General features: G+C 41.0%; 23 protein-coding genes and 1 riboswitch. Of the genes, 9 read left to right on the top strand and 14 right to left on the bottom strand.

What is annotated here, in order from left to right; all coding sequences use genetic code 11:
- Positions 1–15 precede the first annotated feature (15 nt).
- Positions 16–411: a hypothetical protein gene (locus tag QUB80_RS29785; RefSeq protein WP_289793073.1), complete on the bottom strand. Its 396-nt coding sequence runs from the start codon at positions 409–411 to the stop codon at positions 16–18.
- Positions 412–417: 6 nt separating this feature from the next.
- Positions 418–1,002: a hypothetical protein gene (locus tag QUB80_RS29780; RefSeq protein ID WP_289793072.1), complete on the bottom strand. Its 585-nt coding sequence runs from the start codon at positions 1,000–1,002 to the stop codon at positions 418–420.
- Between the two features lie 271 nt (positions 1,003–1,273).
- On the opposite strand from QUB80_RS29780, the gene QUB80_RS29775 reads away from it, so the two are divergent.
- Complete coding sequence (locus tag QUB80_RS29775) at positions 1,274–2,023, top strand: Uma2 family endonuclease (protein WP_289793071.1); 750 nt, start codon at positions 1,274–1,276, stop codon at positions 2,021–2,023.
- Here QUB80_RS29775 and QUB80_RS29770 read toward each other — a convergent pair.
- The 5 genes from QUB80_RS29770 to QUB80_RS29750 form a co-directional block, all read right to left on the bottom strand.
- Positions 2,020–2,601 (bottom strand): Uma2 family endonuclease, encoded by a 582-nt coding sequence (locus tag QUB80_RS29770; protein WP_289793070.1) that lies wholly within the window; start codon positions 2,599–2,601, stop codon positions 2,020–2,022. The genes QUB80_RS29775 and QUB80_RS29770 overlap by 4 nt on opposite strands.
- Before the next feature lie 117 nt (positions 2,602–2,718).
- Positions 2,719–3,993: an MFS transporter gene (locus QUB80_RS29765; protein WP_289793069.1), complete on the bottom strand. Its 1,275-nt coding sequence runs from the start codon at positions 3,991–3,993 to the stop codon at positions 2,719–2,721.
- Positions 3,994–4,472: 479 nt separating this feature from the next.
- A complete protein-coding gene (gene arsS, locus QUB80_RS29760) occupies positions 4,473–5,471 on the bottom strand; it encodes an arsenosugar biosynthesis radical SAM (seleno)protein ArsS (RefSeq protein WP_289793068.1) in 999 nt (332 codons plus the stop codon).
- 247 nt (positions 5,472–5,718) lie between these two features.
- On the bottom strand, positions 5,719–6,687 hold the full coding sequence (arsM, locus tag QUB80_RS29755) for an arsenosugar biosynthesis arsenite methyltransferase ArsM (RefSeq protein ID WP_289793067.1): 969 nt from the start codon (positions 6,685–6,687) through the stop codon (positions 5,719–5,721).
- A gap of 98 nt (positions 6,688–6,785) precedes the next feature.
- Complete coding sequence (locus tag QUB80_RS29750; RefSeq protein ID WP_289793066.1) at positions 6,786–7,460, bottom strand: response regulator transcription factor; 675 nt, start codon at positions 7,458–7,460, stop codon at positions 6,786–6,788.
- A gap of 732 nt (positions 7,461–8,192) precedes the next feature.
- On the opposite strand from QUB80_RS29750, the gene QUB80_RS29745 reads away from it, so the two are divergent.
- The gene (locus QUB80_RS29745; RefSeq protein ID WP_336622363.1) at positions 8,193–8,405 is read left to right on the top strand and encodes an ATP-binding protein; all 213 of its coding nucleotides are present in this window, start codon (positions 8,193–8,195) and stop codon (positions 8,403–8,405) included.
- Here the strand turns inward: QUB80_RS29745 and QUB80_RS29740 are convergent.
- The gene (locus QUB80_RS29740) at positions 8,402–8,689 is read right to left on the bottom strand and encodes a Mo-dependent nitrogenase C-terminal domain-containing protein (protein ID WP_289793065.1); all 288 of its coding nucleotides are present in this window, start codon (positions 8,687–8,689) and stop codon (positions 8,402–8,404) included. The genes QUB80_RS29745 and QUB80_RS29740 overlap by 4 nt on opposite strands.
- 500 nt (positions 8,690–9,189) lie before the next feature.
- Between QUB80_RS29740 and QUB80_RS29735 the strand changes: the two genes are divergently transcribed.
- Entirely contained in the window at positions 9,190–10,095 is a 906-nt protein-coding gene (locus tag QUB80_RS29735; RefSeq protein WP_289793064.1) for an alpha/beta fold hydrolase, read from the top strand.
- A gap of 11 nt (positions 10,096–10,106) precedes the next feature.
- Here the strand turns inward: QUB80_RS29735 and QUB80_RS29730 are convergent, their stop codons facing one another.
- Genes QUB80_RS29730 through QUB80_RS29720 form a run of 3 tightly spaced genes read right to left on the bottom strand, consistent with a single transcriptional unit; the run spans position 10,107 to position 12,756 of the window.
- A complete protein-coding gene (locus tag QUB80_RS29730; RefSeq protein ID WP_289793063.1) occupies positions 10,107–11,723 on the bottom strand; it encodes a hybrid sensor histidine kinase/response regulator in 1,617 nt (538 codons plus the stop codon).
- A 54-nt stretch (positions 11,724–11,777) separates the two neighbouring features.
- Positions 11,778–12,383 carry a chemotaxis protein CheC gene (locus QUB80_RS29725; protein WP_289793062.1) on the bottom strand — a complete coding sequence of 202 codons (606 nt, stop codon included), beginning with the start codon at positions 12,381–12,383 and terminating at the stop codon, positions 11,778–11,780.
- 7 nt (positions 12,384–12,390) lie between these two features.
- Entirely contained in the window at positions 12,391–12,756 is a 366-nt protein-coding gene (locus QUB80_RS29720; RefSeq protein ID WP_289793061.1) for a response regulator, read from the bottom strand.
- Positions 12,757–13,601: 845 nt separating this feature from the next.
- Between QUB80_RS29720 and QUB80_RS29715 the strand changes: the two genes are divergently transcribed.
- The 5 genes from QUB80_RS29715 (at position 13,602) to QUB80_RS29695 (ending at position 19,617) form a co-directional block, all read left to right on the top strand.
- A complete protein-coding gene (locus QUB80_RS29715; protein ID WP_289793060.1) occupies positions 13,602–15,800 on the top strand; it encodes a chemotaxis protein CheA in 2,199 nt (732 codons plus the stop codon).
- On the top strand, positions 15,793–16,245 hold the full coding sequence (locus tag QUB80_RS29710) for a chemotaxis protein CheW (RefSeq protein ID WP_289793059.1): 453 nt from the start codon (positions 15,793–15,795) through the stop codon (positions 16,243–16,245). Before QUB80_RS29715 ends, QUB80_RS29710 begins: the two co-directional genes overlap by 8 nt.
- 45 nt (positions 16,246–16,290) lie before the next feature.
- Complete coding sequence (locus QUB80_RS29705) at positions 16,291–17,595, top strand: methyl-accepting chemotaxis protein (RefSeq protein ID WP_289793058.1); 1,305 nt, start codon at positions 16,291–16,293, stop codon at positions 17,593–17,595.
- A 109-nt stretch (positions 17,596–17,704) separates the two neighbouring features.
- Positions 17,705–18,769, top strand: a complete 1,065-nt coding sequence (locus QUB80_RS29700) for a protein-glutamate methylesterase/protein-glutamine glutaminase (RefSeq protein WP_289793057.1) — start codon at positions 17,705–17,707, stop codon at positions 18,767–18,769.
- 8 nt (positions 18,770–18,777) lie between these two features.
- Positions 18,778–19,617, top strand: coding sequence for a CheR family methyltransferase (locus QUB80_RS29695; RefSeq protein ID WP_289793056.1), 840 nt, complete (start codon positions 18,778–18,780; stop codon positions 19,615–19,617).
- Between the two features lies 1 nt (position 19,618).
- Here QUB80_RS29695 and QUB80_RS29690 read toward each other — a convergent pair whose 3' ends face one another.
- From QUB80_RS29690 to QUB80_RS29680, 3 genes are all read right to left on the bottom strand, one after another.
- Entirely contained in the window at positions 19,619–20,563 is a 945-nt protein-coding gene (locus tag QUB80_RS29690) for a pentapeptide repeat-containing protein (RefSeq protein WP_289793055.1), read from the bottom strand.
- Between the two features lie 84 nt (positions 20,564–20,647).
- A complete protein-coding gene (locus QUB80_RS29685; RefSeq protein WP_289793054.1) occupies positions 20,648–21,013 on the bottom strand; it encodes a Rieske (2Fe-2S) protein in 366 nt (121 codons plus the stop codon).
- A gap of 198 nt (positions 21,014–21,211) precedes the next feature.
- A complete protein-coding gene (locus tag QUB80_RS29680; RefSeq protein WP_289793053.1) occupies positions 21,212–21,895 on the bottom strand; it encodes a Dps family protein in 684 nt (227 codons plus the stop codon).
- A gap of 300 nt (positions 21,896–22,195) precedes the next feature.
- Positions 22,196–22,382: riboswitch (cobalamin riboswitch) on the top strand.
- Positions 22,383–22,421: 39 nt separating this feature from the next.
- On the opposite strand from QUB80_RS29680, the gene QUB80_RS29675 reads away from it, so the two are divergent.
- Positions 22,422–23,453, top strand: coding sequence for a sirohydrochlorin chelatase (locus QUB80_RS29675; protein ID WP_289793052.1), 1,032 nt, complete (start codon positions 22,422–22,424; stop codon positions 23,451–23,453).
- Positions 23,454–23,469: the final 16 nt, after the last annotated feature.

The following is a 23,469-nucleotide window of genomic DNA, read 5'->3' as shown; positions in this document are numbered from 1 at the left end:
ACTTAGGTTGAGAGATTATATGGTGAACTCGAATTTAGTTCCTTTGAGTTTTTGGTTTGGATACATTTTCATATAAGCTTCGATTATCTTTTCAAATGCCTGTGCGTAGCTGAATGCTGCTGTTAACTGTTCCCAACTGGGAGTACGGGAGAATTTAATTCCTTTTTCCTTAGCAGCTTGGCGACAACCATTGTAAGAGCCATACTGTTTGAGTAGTTGAGCTTGATCAATTTTCTCCAGTACAGATGGTAAGGCTGCAATAGTTGGCTTTGGCATCTGCGAATCTTGAGAAAGTTGCAGTTCATTGACAGCAATCTGTGCAACCGTGTATATCGTTGCGGCATTATGCAACTCATGCTGCTGATTCTCCTTCAGATCCTCTAATAGTTTAGTAATTCGTTTTTTTCCCATCAAGCTCTACCTATCTAAAAGTGATCGTCCCTGTGAAGCGGGATCTGTGTACATTTGTGGTTTGTCGTTGCGATCCTCATCGTCATTAATTTGATTGGTAACCTCTATTGCTTCTTGTTCCTCACCTTTTTCCTCACGCCACCACAGCACAATTGCTTTGATTGCTCGGATGAACTTGAAGAAACGACTAGGAAAGGCTAAATAACTCCATTGAGTTTGGTTGGGATTATCAATATCTGCAACAGAATCAAAAGCTGCGGCAAGCTCATCTAAATGCCCAGCCATCGAGCCGATCTCATGCTCCAGTTCGGTAACAATTTGCCGATTACTGTTAGCAAGTTGTTCTTTCTCTAGTTTCAGTTGACTAATCATGGTTTGTAAACGTTCTACGTCTGCTTTTAAACGCAGGGTAGATTGTTTATCTTCTTCTCTTCTGCGGAGTAGTTGCGATCGGCTACGATTTGTAAAAATTAGGCAATCTCGCATTTCTTCATATAATTGATTTGCCTGAGGACGACTAAGATTATTGATTGTCTTGGGGAATTCTGTAGCGGAACGCAAACGAGCAGACGAGCGATCGGAGGTTGCCATAATGAAATTTGAGTAGTCGTAATATAATTTAAAATGTTTAAAAAACTGTTTAAAAAACTTTTGTTTTGTAGTCTGATATTATATCACTCAAGCCACACCAAATGCTACAAAGGGATCAACCCCTAAAAGAGTAACGACTCTCTCAAATTTTTAACTTACAGTTTGCTTAATTGTTCTAAAGCAAATAATCGTAATACCATACAGCAATTTGTTTATATATGTCTAAAATTGCAATCTACAATTGAATTCAGATACACTTTGGGTTGTACCTATGACTTCCCTATCGGAATTAACATTACCAGATCACACGCAGTTGCCAGACTCTGACGGTAAGTTCGTGAAAAATCTGCAAGAACATCCCCAAAGTATCTTACTCACTGACTCAATTACACCCGTTTTGCAGCAACTGCATCCTGATGGAAATTACTGCATCGGACAAGACGCAGGCATTTACTGGCGCTTAACCGATCCTCCAGAGAAAGGGGCGGAAGCACCAGACTGGTTTTATGTACCCAATGTACCGCCAACTCTGAATGGCAAAATGCGACGTTCCTACGTGCTGTGGAAGGAATATGTCGCGCCGTTGATTGTGATTGAATTTGTATCGGGAGATGGTAGCGAAGAACGAGATAAAACCACACCTTTACAGGGAGAACCAGGAAAGTTTTGGGTTTACGAGCAGGCAATTCGGGTACCTTATTATGCAATTTATGAGGTGGGAAAGGCGCGCGTGGAAGTTTATCGCCTCGTAGATAATACTTATCAACTCATGACACCTAACGAGCGGGAACATTATCTTATTAAGCCGATGGGGCTAGAACTGGGAATTTGGCGAGGTGTTTATCAGAATGCAGAGTTACCTTGGTTACGATGGTGGGATGCACAAGGAAATTTATTGCTAACGGGTGAGGAACGTGCGGAAGTTGAACGACAAAAGCGCAAAAAAATTGTAGAGAAGTTGCGTACTCTTTCCTCTGAACAACTCCAAAGCTTGGGAATCGATCCAGAAATGTTGGATTAATAAGCATTCTCTTTTACTAGCACTACATCTTCATATATCGCCTCAATTTCACACCAAAAATCAACGCTAGCTAGATGCACTTCTTCGCCTTTTTCATAGGGATAAAGTTCCCAGCGCCCTTTTTCGTTGCGGCGGAAGCATTCCACACTCATTGTGTCTTGGGAAATGAGTACGTATTCCTGCAATGATTCTAGGTGGCGGTAGTCTGCAAACTTCTTACCTCTGTCAAAAGCTTCTGTGCTATCTGAAAGTACCTCTACAATTAATTTCGGGTGGCATTTAAAATATTCAAACTCTCTATCTCGTGCATCACAAGTAACCATGATATCAGGATAGTAGTAGCGGTTAATAACTTCAATTTGTGCTTTCATTTCTGCCATGTACACCCGGCAACCACTACCCCGCAAATGGTTTCGCAGCAGCATCGATAAATTCATACTAATAGTGACATGAGCATCACTTGCCCCTGCCATTGCATAGACTTGCCCATCAATATACTCGTGTTTGATTTGGCTAACTTTTTCGCCTTCTAAATATTCTTCTGGAGAAATGTAGTATTCACTTCGGCTTGTAACCATCTTTGTGCCTCCTTTTATGATAATAACGACCACAGATGGACACAGATAATCATCCGCGTGCATCTCGTGGTTTATCTGTGGTCGATTTATAAAACATAATTTTCTTGTAATCTAGAGTTAATGTAACCCTTCATTTAAAATTCCTCTTTCTATATAAATTGGACGTACTAGTTGCCGCAGAGCAGGTAGTTGCCTAGTAAAATACATAGAACCTAAAATACAAACAATTCCATCAATAATTAATACAGTAGGAGCACTGATACGAACTGCCAAAGCTCCTCCTAATAAATTACCAAAAGGAATTATTCCCAAAAACGCCATAGTAAATAAGCTCATCACTCGTCCGCGTTTTTCATCTTCAACAATTGTTTGTAAAACTGTGTTACCAGAGGCAACTTGGAGGATTGTTCCTAACCCAATAAATAGCATTGTGAATAAAGAAAGCGGCAAATAACGTGATAGTGAAAAAGTAATTAATCCTATTCCTAAAATGGTTGGAGCAAAAGCAATCAATCTACCAAGTCCTAATATTGTTTTTCGCGATGCCAAATAAATACCACCCGATAACGCTCCAACTCCAGATGCAGCCATTAAAAACCCCAATGTTTCTGCGTTACCTTGAAGAATTTTTTCTGCAAATACTGGTACAAGCACAGTGTATTGCAATCCGAAGAAACTAACTAAAGCTGATAACAATAATAATGCTCGTATTGGTGGAAAACCAAAAGCATAAAAAAATCCTTCTTTAACTTGTTCCAATGGATTAGCTGTACTAACTAATATTGTTCTAGGCTTAATTTTCATCGCTAATAATGCGATGATTACAGCAATATAACTAAGACCATCAATTAAAAAACAGTATGCAGCGCCAATACTAGCAACCAATAAACCACCCACCGCCGGGCCAATTAACCGCGCTCCGTTAAACATTGTAGAATTGAGCGCGATCGCATTGGCTAAATCTTCTCTACGTTCTACCAAATCTGGCACAAATGCTTGCCGCGCTGGTGCATCAACAGCGCTAATAAATCCTTGAAATACGCTTAAGACAATGATGTGCCAAATATGAATAACACCAGATAGCGCCAACGTCGCTAATGCTAATGACTGAATCATTGACAAGATTTGCGTACTAATCAAGATACGGTGGCGGGAAAAGCGATCTACAAATACCCCACCAAAAGGAGCAAGAATAAAGCTAGGAATTTGACTGCTAAATCCCACAACTCCCAGCATTAAGGGCGATTGGGTTAAACTATAAACTAGCCAAATAGTGGCAGTCTGTGTCATCCAAGTACCTATCAAGGATATACCTTGTCCACCAAAAAATAGACGGTAGTTTCTCGATCTTAAAGCTGGTGGTAATAGATGTTTTGGGGTTTGCGTTTTCATGCTTGTTGGCGTGCAGTTAACCGTAATATTCAGACTTTAATTAATTGACAATAATGAAAAAGCCCCATCCCTAACCCCTCTCCACTGATGGATAAAGGATTAGTCATAGGGTGAGGTTAATAAAAAAAGCCGTGAAATAAACATTCACGGCTTTTGGTGTGGTGTGAGGAGCTTAACTAAATATCATGATAACGATTATTTAGCGGTATAAACACGCTCGTAACATTTTTTGTAACGGAATCGCAACTGATAGAGTCAGTTTTACCTCAATGATACTAACTGAAAAGGATTTCGAGTGCTGAATTTTACTACAACAGAAACAAAACCGTGGAATTTTTTATTAATCCACGGCTTGAGATCAAGGTATGAGGAAACTTAACTATCTTTGATCGTAAACCGAACTGGATGTGAGCAAGTTATCGGTAACAGATTCTGTAACAGATTATTTCTGATATAGAGTTAGTATATTTTTCTGCTCATCATACCAAAGCGCCACCACAACTAGAACCGCACCCAGCAGTACAACCGTAACAATAAGCAGCTGTTTGAACTTCGTCTATTAAATCTAAATTGCCAGCTGTAAGCAAATGAGCAACTGTCAAGTTTTCCCCGCTACGAGTTTTTGCAGGTAAATTCATCATCTGGTTAAAATCGCAATCATATACGTTACCAAGATAATCAATTGAAAGCTCATCGCGGCACATTAAACTTTCTACCGTATTGGTATTGAAATGTGATTCTAAAAATTGTAGATAAGGACTATAAAGTTTTTTTCGTTCTAAATGCAATTTAGTTCTGCCTACTGGTAGATTGGTGATAGTAAATAAATTGTTAAAGTCAATATTAAAGTTCTGTTTTAAAAACACTCTATAATCTTGTTCTAGCTTAGTTTGGTCGGGAGTTAAAGAAAATTTTTCACTAGAAGGTAATTGGGGATTATATACTAAATCTAAAATTAAATCTGGTTCCTTGCCGTAACCAACTTGATTAAGCCATTGCAATGCTTTGATGGAATTATTATAAACTCCACTACCACGCATTTGATCAACATTATCTGCTAAATAACAGGGCAAAGAAGCAACAACTCTCACTCGATGCTTGGCAAAATAGGTTGGCAAGTCACTAAACCCGTCTTCAAAATAAATAGTCAAATTAGACCGAACAATTACCTGTTTTCCTGTTGCTCGACTTGCCTCTACTAGAGGCTTAAATCCATAATTCATTTCTGGCGCACCCCCAGTTAAATCGACAATTTTAATCTGGGGAAAATTGTCAATTAGCTCAATCAATTGAGCACAAATTTCTGGAGAAAGTTCTTCTTTACGTTTTGGACCGGCTTCTACATGACAATGAGTACAGGCAAGATTGCAACGCTTACCTAGATTAATTTGTAAAACATTAATTCGCTTTTTAGTTAAAGGGAAAGTTAGTTTATGTTTGAAAGGAGTTAATACTGAATTTGTTGATTTAGTTTGCATTAGTTAATATTGTCCTGATATTTACCACAATTCTAATTTAGAAGATATAAGAATAATTTGGTGTATTATGAGCGATGATTTGTAGTAAGCACGAAGAGTGCTTTCGGAGTTTAGGACTCAAGTCCTTATTACGAACTTATATAACCATCATAATTAATGCGATAGACCACTAGCTAAATTCACCTGTAAAGAGAATTGGGATTAGCGATCGCGTTCGCATCTTAAAATACTAAGTCTTTCTTATCAACTAACAGCAACCACCACCAGTGTAATGCCACGTAGAATTAGTAATTATTAATTTGTCTGGCAGTAAAGCAGCGAGTTTGGCAGCTGTTTTATCACACACTGCGGCTGGTACACCTTTTTGCAAAATATGCCCGGCATTATCATCGAATACGTCTTCTAAACCAGAATAGATTCCTGTCTTGCCAGTAAAAACACAAGCTCCATCTACAGGAATAGGAACTTTGAAAGATACAGAATCAAGACTTTCTAAAAGTAAGTGTTCTTGGAGATGATAAGTTTGGCAATCTAAAAGACGATAAGGACGACGGGCGCGAATTTCTATTTGTCCAAAACCTACATCAATAATTCGTTGAATATACTCTTCATAGGTAAGTGCGCCAGATAGACACATAGCGCGCAAACGCTCATCTTGCTGTAAATGTGGTGGAATAGAACGAGTGGCGATTGGATCGCTCATTTGCAAACGTCCGCCTGGTTTTAAGACACGATGTGCTTCGTGTAAAGCACGAGTTAAATCTTCTGGCTCAAAAATATTGAAAAGGCAATTTTGTGCTACGACATTCACACAAGCATCGGCAACAGGTAAGTTAAATGCATCGCCCGCACGAATTTCTACAAAGCTAACATCAAACCAGGGATTTTCTTGAGCAGCAATTTCTAAGTTGCGTGCAGCTGCTTCCCGCATTGCCGCCACCGGCTCAACAGCAATCACAGCACCGGGGCGACGAGAAAAATAGGCAAATTGCAGGGCTTCTAAGCCACCACCAACTCCAACGTACAACACAGTAGGTTGATTTGCTAATTCCGCAGGGTGAACTGTACTACCGCAACCATAGTTCATTTCCTGCATTTGTTGGGGAATTTTCAATCCTGGCAGTTGGAGGGGCGAACTTTGGACGCAACAAAGTCCAACTTGCGGTGTTTGCGCAACTTCACTGTAGAATTGTGCTGCGGTTTCGAGATAAGTCATTACACTCCTGATAATATGTACTGACGTCTAAAGGCAACTTTTTGCATCCTAGTATATATCACCCTCTGTTTGATGAGTTTTTGCTGAGAGTATTGTTTTCAATCGCGCAATGCATAACCGACACCACGCACAGTTTGAATCAGACGCTTTTCGTTGTTAGCTTCTAATTTTAGACGTAGATAGCGGATGTAAACTTCGATAACGTTGGAATCTCCCATAAAGTCGTAGCCCCAGACTTCCTCTAAAATCCGATCGCGCGTAATCACTTGTCGGGGATGTGCTAGTAGATAGTCTAGTAAATCAAATTCTTTAGCTGTTAATTCAATGTCGCGATCGCCGCGATGCACTTCCCGCGTGCGACGATTTAGCTGCAAATCTTCAAATTGCAATATATCTGCGTCTACTTCTTGGGTTCTGCGTAAGTGAGCGCGAACTCTAGCTAATAATTCCTCGACACTAAAGGGTTTAACGACATAATCATCGGCACCCGCATCTAAACCAGCCACGCGATCGCTGACTTCATCCTTTGCTGTTAATAAGATGACTGGCACTTGATCCCCTGTACTTCGCAAGCGACGGCAAATTTCTAACCCCGATAAACCAGGTAACATCCAATCTAAAATTACTAAATCTGGATGAGTCTCTCTGGCTGTAGTCAGTCCACTTAATCCATCGTGTGTGACGGTAACTTTATAGCCTTCATAACTTAGTTCCAATTCTACAAATCGTGCTAGTTTAGCTTCATCTTCAACAAGTAGAATGTGGGCTGTCATAGGAGTTTAATAACCTGATATTTCTCACTTGATTATTTGAAAAAATTAAAGATAAGCAGAAATTAAATTAGCTACTAGTTTATATGTCTTAGTTTTTAAGTAACAATTACTCCAAATTAACTCAACAAGTAACTTGATATAATACACGTAAATTTACGTTTATTTACATAAAATTACTTGTTTTTTATATTTTTGTGTTTAGATTATACACATATAGGAATCAGGTTTGATTTCTGAAAAAATTAAGTATTTGTAGGGGAGGCAGTTTGCAGTGTAGATTTTCTGACCGCAAAACTGCCGTAATTTTGAAACAAGACTCCCGCGTGCCAATTTAGTATGAATAAATTGCTAATATAATTTGGCAAACCTCTGCGTAACCACCGAAGTTATGAGCGCTGGCTTCCGTCCTCATGCTTCTCTGTGCGCTACCTTAGCGCTCCTCTGTGTTTAAAACATTGGTTGTGTACCTCACTTAAATAGGGAATCGCTATATACAGGACAGAAGCTAGAAAAATCGACATTAACTAATTTATTTATGAAATCCTACCATCTCTGCGAGAAACACCAGAAACAGTAGGACGTGAAATGTAATTTTATACAACAATAAATATCGTTCAGATATTAGTGTCAAAAATAAATTGAAGCAAATATTAATTAATATAGACAGAATACTTGTGAAGTAATATCAGAAGGAGAGGGTGTAAGATTAATAATTTATAATGACGTAAATACATTAATATACATAGTAGTGACAAACCCATAGCTCCAGAGGTTTTGCCTAAGTTAACTAAACCTTTTTATCCGACAAAAACCTCTAGAACAGGATTGGAACTTGCTATTAATAAGCGTATTTTGGAAGCTCATAATGGTGAACTGATGATTGAATCAAGTGCTAGGAAAGGTACTACAGTAAGTGTGCAATTACAACTGACGGCTAACTGTTAGCAATAGACTGTAACATCTTCACCACATTCATCTGCAAGATAGCAAAGAGCTTTGAAACGCAAACCAACTACTTCTTCATACAAGGGATTAAGCTTACACATTGGTGGAATGTGGAATAGCTTACGACCAAATAGTACGATATCTCTTTCAAACGGACATTGAGCAGGAATCAATTTGCATAAGAAATGAGCAATTTTGGCGTTATTAATTTCTCTAGATTCTAGCCACTGACGAATTGGATGCAGTAGGTCTTGTTGTTGTTTAGTTAGAGTTAAGCTAGTCATAAATTTTATCCTGTTGATTAGTTTTAAGATTTGAACCTTTTCCTATATATAATTACGGTTGGTTTCTATAGTTTTATGCAATAATTTTGTAAGTTCATTTTTTGCACTTGAGTGATAACTTGGGAAGTATATCTCTCTTTGATTGGAACACATTTAACTACAGACTCTAGTTGCAAGATTCCGGATACACTGACTTAACTACTGAAATTTTTGTGCCTCATTGGCAGAATTCATCTAAAAATCTTTTATTTACTTATATTGTGTAAAATCTGCCTGCGATCGCCTTCATGCAATAGATTCACCCAATCGGGTGATTTCAAACACTTTCTGCAAGCTTTACAGAAAATAGGGGCAGGCGGCGGGCGTTCTTACCAATGGCTACCCCAGCCTTAGTTGGGCTGTCGGATTATGCAACTTGGGAATGATGCACTTTTGTGGCGATCGCAAGCAGGATCGAAATGATAGACCTATAGTTAATTGTCCGTATAAGGGTTGAACTTATGTTTGTGCCACCAGGCTTTAGCCAAAATTCTGTGACCACTAAGCTAGGCAGAATGGTTTACTATACTGCTGACGAAAAGCCTTGGATAGATTCGGATGTCCCCAAATCAAGCGATCGCAAATTAGTTTTTCTGCACGCCTTTGGTGGTGGTTCGTCTGCCTATGAATGGTCAAAAGTTTACCCGGCTTTTGCTCCAGATTATCAAGTTCTAGCACCAGATTTGATTGGTTGGGGACGCTCGGATCATCCAGCCCACAACTATCAGGTTGAAGACTATATTACAACGATTATTGAGTTTATCGAAAATACCTACAGCATACCAACTGTGGCGATCGCTTCAGGATTAACAGCAGCTTTTACTGTTCGTGCCGCGATCGCTCGTCCCGATTTGTTCAAAGCTTTGATTTTAGTTACACCAGCAGCTCTTGAGGAATTTGGCGAAGACTACAAAAATAGCTTTTCTGCTCAAATCATCAAAATCCCGATGCTGGATCGTCTACTATATATGACTGGAATTTCCACAAGCTTTGGCATTCGCAGTTTTCTCGAACAACGGCAGTTTGCCCGCCCAGAAAGAGTTTACCCCGAAATTGTCGAAGCATACCTGCAATCTGCCCAACAGTTTAATGCTGAGTATGCTGCTCTGGCTTTTGTGCGCGGAGATTTATCCTTTGATTTGTCTAAATACATTCCTCAATTGACTGTTCCGACTGCGATTATCTGGGGGCAAAAGTCAAAGTATACTGGGCCTGATGTCGGGCGTCGTTTCACTGAAATGAACCCTAAAGCGATTCGGATTTTTCTACATTTAGATGATGTAGGTTTTACTCCCCAATTAGAACTACCTGCTGTGACAATTGGACTGATTCGGAAGTTTTTACCTTTACTTGAGCAGTCTGCGTAAATTTAGAAAATTCAGCTTTTAATTAGTGCTGCAATTGTAGTTACTAGTTTATAAGGATCGGCTGGTTTAGAAATATGTTGTTGAAATCCGGCGGCAAAAACTTGTTGTTGTGTCGTCTCGGCAGCATAAGCAGTTAAGGCGATCGCGGGAATTTGCCCACCCTGATTGGCAGGCATGGCTCGCAGCTTCCGGATCAAGGCGTAACCATCAACATCTGGCATACCCAAATCGCTTAACAGCAAATCTGGTTTTGACTGGGCGATTAAAGCGAGTGCATCATTGGCTGATTCTGCCGTTGTGACGATTGCTCCCTGCTGTTCTAATAGAAAGGCAAGAAACTCGCGTGTATCAGCATCATCATCCACCACTAATATCCGAATCCCCTCCAAAGGAGTGGAGAACATAGAAAACGGATAGAAATCCTCAGAAAAATTACTATCTCTTTTTGCTAATTTCTGACTTTGTTTATACACTGGTAGACAAACTGTAAATGTCGAGCCTTGTCCTTCTCCTGGACTTTCTGCCCAAACTCTACCACCATGCAACTCGACAAGCTGGCGCACAATCGCCAAACCTAATCCTAGTCCACCCGCTCTTCGAGTTATGCCACTATCTGCCTGACGGAAATACTCAAATACGTGTGGCAAAAAGTCGGAACTAATGCCGTTACCTGTGTCCTTGACTCGAATTTGTACCTGAGAATCAATCTGTTCTAAATAAACTTCGACTTTTCCACCAGATGGTGTGAATTTAATGGCATTTGAGAGCAAATTCCAAACTATTTGTTGAAGACGACTACTATCACCTTTTACCCTGCCTACATTTGGATCGAGATAAAGGTTTATTTGAATTGATTTTGCTTCTGCTGCCAATCGGACTGTTTCTAGGGCAGCTTCAATACTCACAGCAAGATTAACAATTTCTAAATTCAGCCCTAGTTTACCCCGGAGAATGCGGGAGATATCCAACAAATCCTCAATCAATTGAACCTGTAGTTCTGCATTTCGTTCGATAGTTTCAATTGCGCGAGCGGTAACTACTTCGTTCAATAAACGTTTTCTCAGTAGCTTTGCCCAGCCCAAAATAGGATTGAGAGGGGAACGAAGTTCGTGAGAAACTATCGCCAGAAATTCGTCTTTGATGCGATTTGCTGTCTCAGCCGCTTCTTTGGCTCGCTGGCGTTCTTCCGCTACAGCTAATGCCTGATCTCGTAAGTTCTTATATTCCTGGACTCGCAATGTTAAATCAGTAACATCTTGAATTGAGAAAAGAGCATAAAAACTGTCTCTATTCAATGCAGGCACAGCAGTTACTGTTGTGTGCTGGATACGATATTTACCTGACGATAACGGTACAGGAATGACATATTTATGCAGTTGAGAAGAAAATATTGTAGGAGGGCCACCTTCAAAAATGTGGTACAGTCGGCTAGCGTAGCGAGGTTGATTCAGATGAGGAAAATAATCATCAATACAGGCTCCTAAAATCTGAGTCCTAGGAATTTTCGTCCATTCTTCTAAACTACAGTTCCAGAATAAAACGGTGCGATCGCTATTTAGAACAAAAGCTCCTAAAGGAATTTGATCTAAAAGGCTGAATTTTTCCTGAACTTGCTCAATTTCGTTCATGTCATCAGACCGTTTTTAGTTTTTCTACAGCAATTTTTGCTGGAACTTTTCTTATCATAGTACTCCCATCTGCTCGTTAATAGCATTAATCAATGCATCGAATGTACCTACCTCGAAGACTAAAATGATATCTCCGATAATTTCTAACTGTTGAATTGTAAAGCGTGCTTGTGCAAGTAAAATCTTAGAGTTACTCGCATGAGCTGACAACAATAAGTTATCAATCGTATCTTCTAAATAAACTGGCAAAGTATAGTTCATGTGCTGCTTGAGCACATTGCTGATTGAACCCATCACTCCATTGATAACAATATTACCAATTTCGCTCAGAGTTCCAATTTTAACTTCATCTAAATCTGGTGATCCTACTTCTTCACCAGTTAAGAGCGCGACTAATGTTGACGCGCTTTCTGTCGGGAAAATTAAGCCAGCATTACCATAAAAAGAGCCAGTAAAACCTAGCTTTACTGTTGCTAAACTATCGTTATGAAATCGTGTTACTAATTCTTGATAAGCATCTAAAGCAGTTAATACTTTCACCGATGGAATTTCTAGATGAATATGAGAATCTACCATCTCATTCAGTAGACTTGCTGCTCGACCGACACCAATATTAATTAATTCTTGTAGCGCGTCTAGTTGGTCTATTGTCACATTCATAGAAGCTTTATTCCTTGGAATTAATAACTTGCTGAACTGCCTCTCGCAATTCTTTTTCTTTCGGTGGTTTATTAATAAAGTTCGCTGCTCCCAAATTATAACTTTGAGTGCGAGAGCCATCTTGGATATCAGCTGAGATAATGATTGTGGGAATTTTTAATCCTTCATCTTGGAGAGCTTGAAGGAATTCAAACCCATTCATATCGGGCATTAACAAATCCGCTAACACGCAATTGGGCTTGTGGTTGTGAACTATTTCTAATCCCTCGCGTCCGTTAGTTGCTTCTAGAATTTCGTAGCCATCGCCTTGCAGAAACTTACGGATCATCCGGCGAGAAAAGGCTGCATCATCGATAATCAGTACCAATGCCATCAGCTTTGCCCTTTTGATATTTCACTTTATAGTTATTGACTTTAAGTTAGTTAATTTACTCCTTAAATAGTCAAAATTTATTCTAATTTAAATCACATCTAAATTTCATAAATTGCATTTAAAAAAGGTAGTGATGCTGTAACTATAATGCTAATATCAGTTATAAAAAAGAATACGGCACATATAGACATCCCCCATTATCCCCGCACTGTCGCGCCACTGCGCTAGAAAAAAGGTAGACTTCAAATCTGAATTGGACTTTCTCATTACCATGCTCTGCATGGTAATGAAAACTGAGAGGCTCTGCCTCAATTATGGTTCCCAAGCTCCAGCCGGGGAAAGAGAAACACGCTCTAGGAGGAATCGAGTATCTGTCGCAAACATTCATCAAGTGGGTATAAATTTAGAAAGAAGTCTGAAAATCAAGCTTTTTTCAGACTGTGTTTGGATAATTTTCTAGCTCAAGCTTGCCTTGCGAAGCCAATGCAAAATTGTGGTGTGGTGAATATCAGTTACTCGTTCAATTTCGCGCAAACTCATGCCTTGAGTATGCATTTTTAAACAAAGTTGCTTAACATCATTTGAGTAGCACCAAGGTTGATAAGATTCGAGAAACTGACGATTACATTGTTTACGCTTGTAACATTATCTGTCTTTACGATGACCATTTTTAAATGTTTGGGTGGAATGGCAATAAGGACATTGCATTTGTGTTTGCCATAAGGATAAACATTATCTTTTCAGCATTAAGTCATCTGAACATCTTTCTTGAGAGATACATTTGTTCGGTCTAAAATCAGGTTAGTATTAACGCAAAATCTATATATTTTGAGTCTATCAGCGCAATGGAGTTAGCAGAAATTGACGATGATATAGAGGCATTTCTAGTTGAAAGTTATGAAAATCTAGATCAAATTGAACAAGATATTATTGATTTAGAAAAAGCATCTACTCATGAACAATCGCTAAATCGCATTTATCGCTCACTCCATACATTGAAAGGAAACTGTGGCTTTTTACCGTTTCCGAAGCTGGAATCGCTTGCCCATGCAGGAGAGACTTTGCTGAGTAGTTTGCGCGATGGTACCAACCAGTCGTTTGATGGCGATCGCAAGCTCGCGGTAACTCCTGAAATCGTCACTACCCTACTGCAAACAGTAGATACTATCCGGCAGATTTTGTCTGAGATTAAAGCTACAAAACGTGAGGGCAATAAAGATTATTCTGCACTAATCGAGACTTTGACTCAATTACAACAGACTGAACAAAAAGTAACAGTCTCTCAATCGCCTTTACCTGTTGTTAATACTCAAGTACAACAGATTAATAGCCAGTTACCAGAAGCTTCAGCCTTAATTGGCTCAGAATCTTCTCATATTAGAGTTAGTGTTGCTTTACTAGATCAGATGATGAACCTGGTGGGTGAAATGGTTTTAGCCCGTAACCAGGTGATGGAATTTAGTACAAAGTTTAAAGATCATAACTTTGTTAATCTTTGCCAGCGCCTGAACCTAATTACAACCCAGTTGCAGGAAGGAGTGATGAAAACTCGACTGCAACCAATTAGTACGATTTGGCAAAAATTCCCTCGCGTGATTCGTGATTTGGCGATCGCCTCAAATAAACAAATTGAAGTGGAAATGGAGGGGGAAGATACTGAACTAGATAAAAGTATTATTGAAGCTATTAAAGATCCCTTAACTCATTTAATCCGCAACTGTATCGATCATGGCATTGAATTACCAGCCGAGCGGACAGCTTGTGGTAAATCAACCTCAGGCAGGCTATTGCTCAAAGCCTTTCATGAAAGCGGCAAAGTCAATATTGAAATCAGCGATGATGGGCGCGGTTTAGATCCAGCTCGGCTCAAAGGGCAAGCGCAGGAACTTGGCTTAGTGAGTGCTGGGCAGGCGGCGGCAATGAGCGAATTGGCAGCGATGAACTTAATTTTTTTACCTGGCTTCTCTACTGCTAAACAGGTTACTAACCTTTCAGGGCGGGGAGTAGGGATGGATATTGTCAAGGGCAATCTTGAGAAAATTAACGGCAGTATTGAAATTTACAGCCAGCAAGGACAAGGAACAACCTTTAAAATTAGGATTCCGCTCACATTGACAATTATTCCGGCATTAATTGTCACTAGTGGAGGCGATCGCTATGCCATTCCCCAAACGAGTTTGCAAGAGCTTGTGCGTCTCGAAGCACAAGCACTCAACACTATTGAGATGCTTTACGACGTACCCGTGTATCGGTTGCGGGGCAAAGTTGTGCCATTAGTTTACCTCAATCAACAGTTACAGATCCAAAACAATGTCACCAACTCCCAAACCCTTCATCTTGTAATAGTTCAAGCTGATAATTGTCAATTTGGGCTAGTTGTTGAGACGATTGAAGACATCCAAGACATTGTCGTTAAACCTCTTGGCACACAGTTGAAGGCGCTATCTGTATTTGCAGGAGCTACAATTCTCGGCGATGGCGCGGTGGCATTAATTATTGATATTGTCGGTTTGGCAAACCACGCTAGTATCACTGTAAAACAAAAGCAACTATCAGCAGCTACAGCCGCGAATATCCAAGCCCAAACAAGCGATCGCCAAATGATTTTACTATTTCAGGGGCCACAAGGCGCACGTATGGGCATTCCAGCAGCGATCGCCTTACGACTCGAAGAAATTCCTGATTCTGCTGTAGAGCGAGTGGGTGATGGGTATGTGATGCAATCTTACGGTAAGATTTTGCCGCTTATCGATTTGCACAGAGTATTTTCTGATCAGCAGCATCCCAATGATGATAATTTTGGAGCGATCGCACCAACTCTACAGATAGTGATTGTCTCTCTCCACTCAGAATTAATTGTGGGGCTAGTGGTTGATCGCATTCTCGACATTGTGGAAGAGTCAATAACAATTAAAGGAACTCCATCTAGAGCAGGCGTACTTTTCTGTGCTGTGATTCAAGATCAAATTACAGAAATTCTTGACATTGAAACCGTGATTCGGATTGCCAACCCTTATTTGCTGCAAGTGGCTGCTCATGGCTAAACGACAATTTTGCACTTTTTTTCTGGGTGGATTTTACTTTGGCATCGATGTACAACACGTTCAAGAAGTGATTCATCCCCAAAAGATGACTCGTGTACCTTTGGCACCATCAGATATTTGTGGATTAATTAACTTGCGTGGACAAATTTTAACTGTCATCGATTTACAGCAGCGTTTAGAGATGGGCAACTCAGCAATAAATGAAGCACAGGGATTTAATATCGTTGTATGTTCTAACGATGAAATAGTCAGTTTACTCGTCGATGATGTTGGAGATGTCTTAGAGTTTCCAGAGAACACCTTTCAACTACCACCCGCAACGTTAAAAGGTAGAATGCGTCAAATGCTAGCTGGAGCTTACCCACTTAAAGAGGGGTTTGTGCTAGTTCTAGACACTGAAAAAATTTTAGACGTTAATTTTAAATCAGTGAATAGAGAACAATAATTATCAACTGATAACTGCTAACTGATAACTTAGGAGCGCTTTGCAATGGCTACATCTCGAACTGGGAAAACAACTAACTCTAAATCTTCGTCGGAAAATAATGCAGATCCATTAGAAACGAATGATAGTGCTACGCCAGTGCAACTGCAACCTTTACTAGCAGCAATGAAAGCAGCAAGAAATGGTGATTTTACTGTTCGTTTACCAGTCGAGAACAATGGATTGGGTGAAATTGCTACAGTTTTTAATGAATGGGTGAGTTTGAATCAAAGCTTTGCTAACGAAGTTAATCGCTTTGCTGCCAAGGTTGGTGCGGAAGGAAAGCTTGGTTCTCAAGCAGTTGTCAAAGGAATTGGAGGTTCTTGGAAAGAATTACTCGACAACTTAAACCGGATGTCTTCACAACTCTCTAAGCAGATCCAAAGTATAAATGAAGTCACCCTTGCCGTTGCTCAGGGAAATTTGTCCAAGCACATCGAGGCAGGTAATGCTGGAGAGTTTAAGCAACTCACAAATAATGCTAATCAGATGATTAATAATCTGAAATCTTCCATTAGACAAATGGCAGAGGTGGCGACGGCTGTTGCGTCTTCTTCAGAAGAACTAACCGCAGTCAGCAAAGAAATGACAGACAATGCCAAACAAACAGCAGCACAGGCAACCTCCGCATCTGCCTCAGCGGAGCAGGTGAATCAGAATACTAGTACAGTTGTCACTGCGGTGGAAGAGATGAATGCCAGCATTCGAGAAATTGCGAAAACAGTCGCCCAAGGTGCAAAAGTCGCGACTGAGGCAGTTAAAACCGCCGATCGCACCAACGAAACGATTGACAAACTAGGTCAAAGTAGTGTTGAAATTGGCAAAGTGATTAAAGTTATTACCTCGATCGCAGGGCAAACAAATTTACTCGCACTCAATGCCACAATTGAGGCAGCAAGAGCAGGAGATGCAGGTAGGGGATTTGCCGTAGTCGCCAACGAGGTGAAGGAATTAGCCAAACAAACAGCAAATGCAACCGAAGATATTAGCCAACGAATAGAAGCGATTCAGACTGATACAAAAAGTGCCATTCAAGCCATTACTCAAATTACTGACATTATCAACCAAATTAACGACTTGCAAAGTACGATCGCTAGCGCTATTGAAGAACAAACAGCAACTACAAATGAAATCGCTCGAAATATCGCTGAAGCAGCTAAAGGAACCTCAGATATTGCCAAAAATATCGGGTTTGTGGCGCTGAATGCTCAAAGTACAACAACTGGAGCTAGTAATACATCCCAGGCAGCCACAGAGTTAGCGCGGATGGCAGCGGATTTGCAAAAAGCTGTTAATAAATTTAAATATTAAAAAGAAGGTAGGAGGCAGATGGCAGTCTGGATGAAAAATTTCATCACTATGCATAAATAAAGTCTGTTTCCCATTCCCTATTTTTAGGTGAGATTGATTTTTTATAAATATGCCAAAAATCCGGGTACTTGTTGTAGATGATGCGGTGGTGGTTCGCAGTCGAGTCAGTAAAATTCTGTCTGGCGATCCAGAATTAGAGGTGGTAGGAGTTGCTGCCAACGGTTCTATTGCCCTTGCCAAGATTCCTCATCTCAATCCCGATGTTGTCCTCTTAGATGTCGAGATGCCGCAAATGAACGGTTTAGAAACCCTTGCCGCGCTCCGAAAAATTTATCCACACTTGCCTGTGATTATGTTTAGTACTTCGACACGCACCGGGGCGATCGCCACACTCGAAGCTCTATCTTTGGGTGCTTCAGATTATGCAACAAAACCGAATAATCTAGGAAGTACAGAAGCCACAAACCAATATATCCGCGAAGACTTGATCCCAAAAATCAAGGTATTTGCTGCGAAAACTACTGCGTTTCCAAAGCCAACCACGATTACCGATCAAGTTTTTCCTCCCGTACCTACCAGGAGAAAGCAAGTAGATATTGTTGCTATAGGGGTTTCTACCGGGGGGCCTAATGCCCTTGCGACAATTCTTCCTGAACTGCCCGTCGATTTACCGGTTCCAATCCTAATTGTGCAGCATATGCCCGTAATGTTTACCAAATTATTAGCTGAACGATTATCTGCTAAATGCCAAATTCCAGTGGATGAAGCGGTTTCCGGAGTAGCGATAAAACCTGGACACGCCTGGATTGCACCGGGGAATTTTCACATGGTTGTGCAACAAGACGGAACGACAGTTCGACTTGCCACGCACCAAGAACCTCCGGAAAATTCCTGTCGTCCTTCCGTAGATGTTCTGTTGCGATCAGTTGCAAAAGTGTATGGTGCTGGTGCGATCGCAGTCATACTCACCGGAATGGGACAAGATGGATTGCATGGCAGCCAATGCATCCGCGAGGCAGGTGGACAGGTGCTTGCCCAAGACGAAGCTAGTAGTGTGGTATGGGGAATGCCTGGTTTTGTAGTTAATGCCGGACTTGCCGATCAAGTTGTTGGACTTGAACAAATGGCAGGTGAAATTATACGTCGAATCTTTTCTAACCGAGTTTCTATTTAAGGTCTGTAATGAAGCAGGCTACAGGTGTGAGCATTCCTGATTTTAACTATCTTCGTCAATTAGTTCAAGATCATTCAGCCGTTGTATTGTATGCCGATAAAACTTATTTGGCAGAGCTACATTTACAGCCAATTGCAGAATCGACAGGATTTGCTTCTATTACTGATTTGATTGCTTACCTGCGAACTCAGCCTTTTAGTAGTCTTCACATTCAGGTGATTGAGGCACTAGTTACTAATGAAACATCATTCTTCCGTGATATTTACCCCTTTGAAGCACTGAGACGATTTGTGTTACCAGAGCTAGTTAAAACACGAGCAATAGAGCGATCGCTAAATATATGGTGTGCTGCTTGCTCCAATGGACAAGAACCTTACAGTATCGCCATGTTGATTCGCGAACATTTTCCCATGCTTGCTAGTTGGTCTGTACGGCTGATTGCCAGTGACTTTTCTAACAAAGTATTAGCGCGTGCGCGTCAGGGAATTTACAACCAACTTGAAATTCAGCGCGGGCTACCTAAATCTTTGCGCGATCGCTATTTTGAGAAACAAGAATGTGAATGGCAAATTAAGGACGAGATCCGCCAGATAGTTGAATTTCATCAGATTAATCTTGTCCAACCTTGGCCATCTTTACCTAATATCGATGTTATCTTTTTACGTAATGCTCTAATTTATTTTGATCTAGCGACCAAAAAACATTTACTGAAACAAGTAAAGCAGCAATTAAGACCTGATGGCTACTTGTTTCTCGGTAGTGGTGAAACAACCATTAATCTTGATGAGTCATTTGAGCGGGTTCAATTGGACAAAAGTATTTATTATCGATTACACAATAAAATTTAACTCAAAAGTAAACTGCTCCATTAGGCATTGTTACCCAACTTAGATCTAAGTTATTCATCTCAACTTGATCCAGTTTTGCCTCAGCTAAGTCAGCACCACGCAGAATCGCTGAATTCAAATCTACATCTGTAAGAATTGCTCTACGCAAGTATGCCCCACTCAAGTTGACGCCATTCAAACGCGCCCAACTCAGATCTGCCTCAGTTAAGTTTGCCTTAGTCAGCTCTGCTCGTTCCAAGTTTGCTCCACGTAACCCAGTCAAAATCAATTTTGCTTCAATTAAGTTTGCTCTGTGCAAATTTGCTCCAGTTAAATTTGCTCCACTTAGGTTCACCCGACTAAGGTTTGCTCCACTCAAGTTAGCACCCTCTAAGTTAACTCGACTTAAGTCTGCCTCTATGAGGTTTGCTTTAGTTAGATTTGCCAACTCTAAATTTGCTCCACGCAAATCAGCCACAATCAATTTCGTCTCAATCAGAGTTGCTCGACAAAGATTTGCCTCGGTTAGATTTGTCTGGCTTAGGTTTGCTTTACTTAACTTTGCTCCCCTTAAGTTTGCTTTACTCAAGTTAGCCCCAATCAGATTCGCATCATCCAAATTTGCCCTACTCAGATTAGCCTCAGACAAGATGGCTTGCTCTAACGCTGCCCTCCACAAAATAACTCCGTTTAGATCTGCATTAGTGAGATTTGCTTTATATAAGTCTGCCCCAACCAAGTGAGACTCATTTAAACGTGTTCCATTGAGGTTAGCTTGCTGTAAAACTACCCCATTTAGATCTGCCCCGACTAAGTTTGCTCCACTTAGATCTACTTCACACAAGATAGCCTTTTTCAGAACTACTCCACTCAGATCTACTTCCCGCAGCTGTGCTCCACGCAAATCTGCTGTGTGAAAATCCCTTTCTCCAACAGCATAGCGCCTCAGAAGATCTTGGGCATCCATATGATTTGCCTCTCAACGCTACCTCTGATCTGCCCAGGCTTCCACCTCAAATTTGAAATTACCTGACAACTCATCGGCTATTTTTTAGCCTAGCTCACAGCTTTCCGGCACCCTCACTTGCACTTTTCCATCAACTATTTGTACAGGATAGGTACGCAGGGAGGAGATTTGCTCTCTTAGTTTAGGGAGAGCATTGAGCGGGTAGATGCGTTTGGGGTAGAGATTCTCTCCCGTGCGGAGGTCATACTGAAAATGATGCCAAGGGCAATCCAGTACTCCTTGCCAAACCTTACTTCCTGTTAGTGGTAAATTTTGGTGTCCGCACAAACCCTGTAAGGCGTAGAATTCACCTAAATCATTTACAAGCAAAATCAGACAAGATCCTACCTGTACCATCCGTGTTTGCCCTGGCGAAATCTCTTCTACCCTTGCCAATGTTACATAAGACACTGTCTCTGACTCCAACCTGAGCGCTCCCGTATATAAAGTTTCTTTCTGAGAGGAAAACAGGAGACTAGGGATTGGGGATTGGTGATCGGGAAGAAAAGGACACGGGGAATTGTGAATCACGTTCTTGCCCCTTGTCCTCTTGTCCTCGTGTTTGTCCCTGTTCCCTGTCACCTGTCACCTGTTCGCTGTATAACTTACTTATTTGCCATTATGACCATTAGGCACAACCAAGAACCGAGAGGTATAAGGTGATTCACCTGGTGCGCCTCGACGGAAGTGTCCTGATGGCCCCTCACCGAGAAACTCGCTAAACCAAGCTTCATGCTCTATTTCTTCATTCAAGATCGCTAGAGACAGCTCGTAGGTACGATGATCTTTACCGAAAGTCATATTGCAAATATCAGTATAAACCCTGATTGCACAGCGCTCGGCTTCTACCAATACCTGCAACATCGGCCTAATATTACCTTGTTCCACTCCCTGCTTAACCTCAGAGATTGCTTGCTTTGCCTCCTCAGTTCCACCACTGGTAAAGCCAACTCGTGCTGATGTACTTTCATTACCATTACCGCGATCGCGTTCTGGCAGGTAAGCATCAGGACAAGCAGCCACATTGGAAAAGTCGCGAATGTCTCGTGGTAGTTCGCCACCTAATTCATAAATACGCGGAACCAGAGCCTCGAAATGGTTGCGATCCTCCAATCGAGCATCCTCAATAATTTCTTTTAATCCCTCACCTTCAATGCCGATAGCATTGGCTCGCAAAATCGTGTAATAGTAGTATGTTGTAAATTCTGCTGCTGCTGCCCGGACAAGCTTTTCCACCAGTTCCTTCACATCAATTCCGGATTGCTCCACCATTTGCTGTGCAACTTTAGCCATGGTGAACCTCCCTATTGTTTCACAGTCGATTTTTAAACGAAATCACTAGGCAGTAAAGATCATCTCCGTAACCGCAGAGTAACAATTTGGGTAAACCGCAGGTTACATAGAAAAACATCTGCCATAGCTGGCAACATTAGATCAATTACCTTCTCCATCGTGTTGCCTACTTCAATTGTGTAAGACTCAACTAGAAAGTATCATCAGATTTTATAAATATTCATAGTCGATATGAGTATGTTTTACAAAAGATGATTGTAAAAAATTCTACCCCCTCCCCCTGCATTTTGGAACTGGACGAGATTCAGCTAAGATAACAAGGCAACCGTGAACCGTAACAGAAGAGGGAAACATCGGTGTAAGTCCGAGGCTGTGCCGCAGCTGTAAGCAATTTTGTCCTTCGTCCTTTGTCATTTGTCCTTGATCAAAAGCTAATGACTAATGACAAATTGTAAGCCAGAACGCCGATTCTGTTACTTGCTCACTCTATTTCCTGCGTTGCACAGGAAAGGAGCTTAAATTCAGAATGCCTATTTTTAACCCAACAAGTCTTACCCAATTGGAATCCCCATCCGTTGCTCGCCTGCAATTACCTGCGCTGCCCATTAAACGTCCTTTGTTGATGATTGGTCATGGTACAAGGGATGCAGAAGGGAGGCAAGCTTTATTAGATTTTGCTGCTATCTATCAATCTTTGGATGCATCACGTCCAGTTTTGCCTTGTTTTTTGGAATTAACTGGCCCTACTATTCAGGAAGGAATTGACCAGTGCGTAGAAAAAGGCTACACGGAATTTTCCGTATTACCAGTGCTTTTATTCGCTGCACGACATAATAAATTTGATATTACTAATGAACTCGATCGCGCTAAGAGCAAGTATCCACACTTGAAATTTCACTACGGCAGGCACTTTGGCATTACCCCTGCCATCATCGAGTTGTGGCGATCGCGTTTAGCTGAACTCGACAAACCAGAAAATAATCCCCATCAAATTTCTCGCGCTGATACAGTACTTTTGTTCGTCGGTCGTGGTTCTAGCGATCCCGATGCCAATGGTGATGTTTACAAACTCGCCCGCATTCTTTGGGAAGGTAGTGGCTACTCTACTGTTGAAACTTGCTTTATCGGCATTACCCACCCCAGGCTCGAAGAAGGCTTTCGTCGCGCCCGCTTGTACCAGCCAAAACGTATTATTGTCTTACCATATTTCCTGTTCACTGGCGCTTTAGTGAAAAAAATCTTTAACATTACAGCCCAACAGCAGGAACAACACCCAGAAATTTTGATGACTTCTCTGCCAGAAATGGGCTTGCATCCACAGTTATTTTCTGTACTGCGAGAGCGAGAAATTGAAACTCAATTAGGACAAGTACAGATGAATTGTGAGATGTGCAAATTCCGGCTAGCAGCTTTGGCAAATCATCATGGGAATGGGCATTCTCACGATCATCACCACCACCATCACCACCATCATCACACTCACGATCACTCCCATCCTCCCGTAGATCCCTACGCAGATATAGAGCACTACCATCAAAAAATTTGGCAAGCTCCTTAGCAGTTATCAGTTATTC

Source organism: Chlorogloeopsis sp. ULAP01, assembly GCF_030381805.1.
Classification (GTDB): domain Bacteria; phylum Cyanobacteriota; class Cyanobacteriia; order Cyanobacteriales; family Nostocaceae; genus Chlorogloeopsis.
This window is presented reverse-complemented; position numbering and strand designations above follow the sequence as displayed.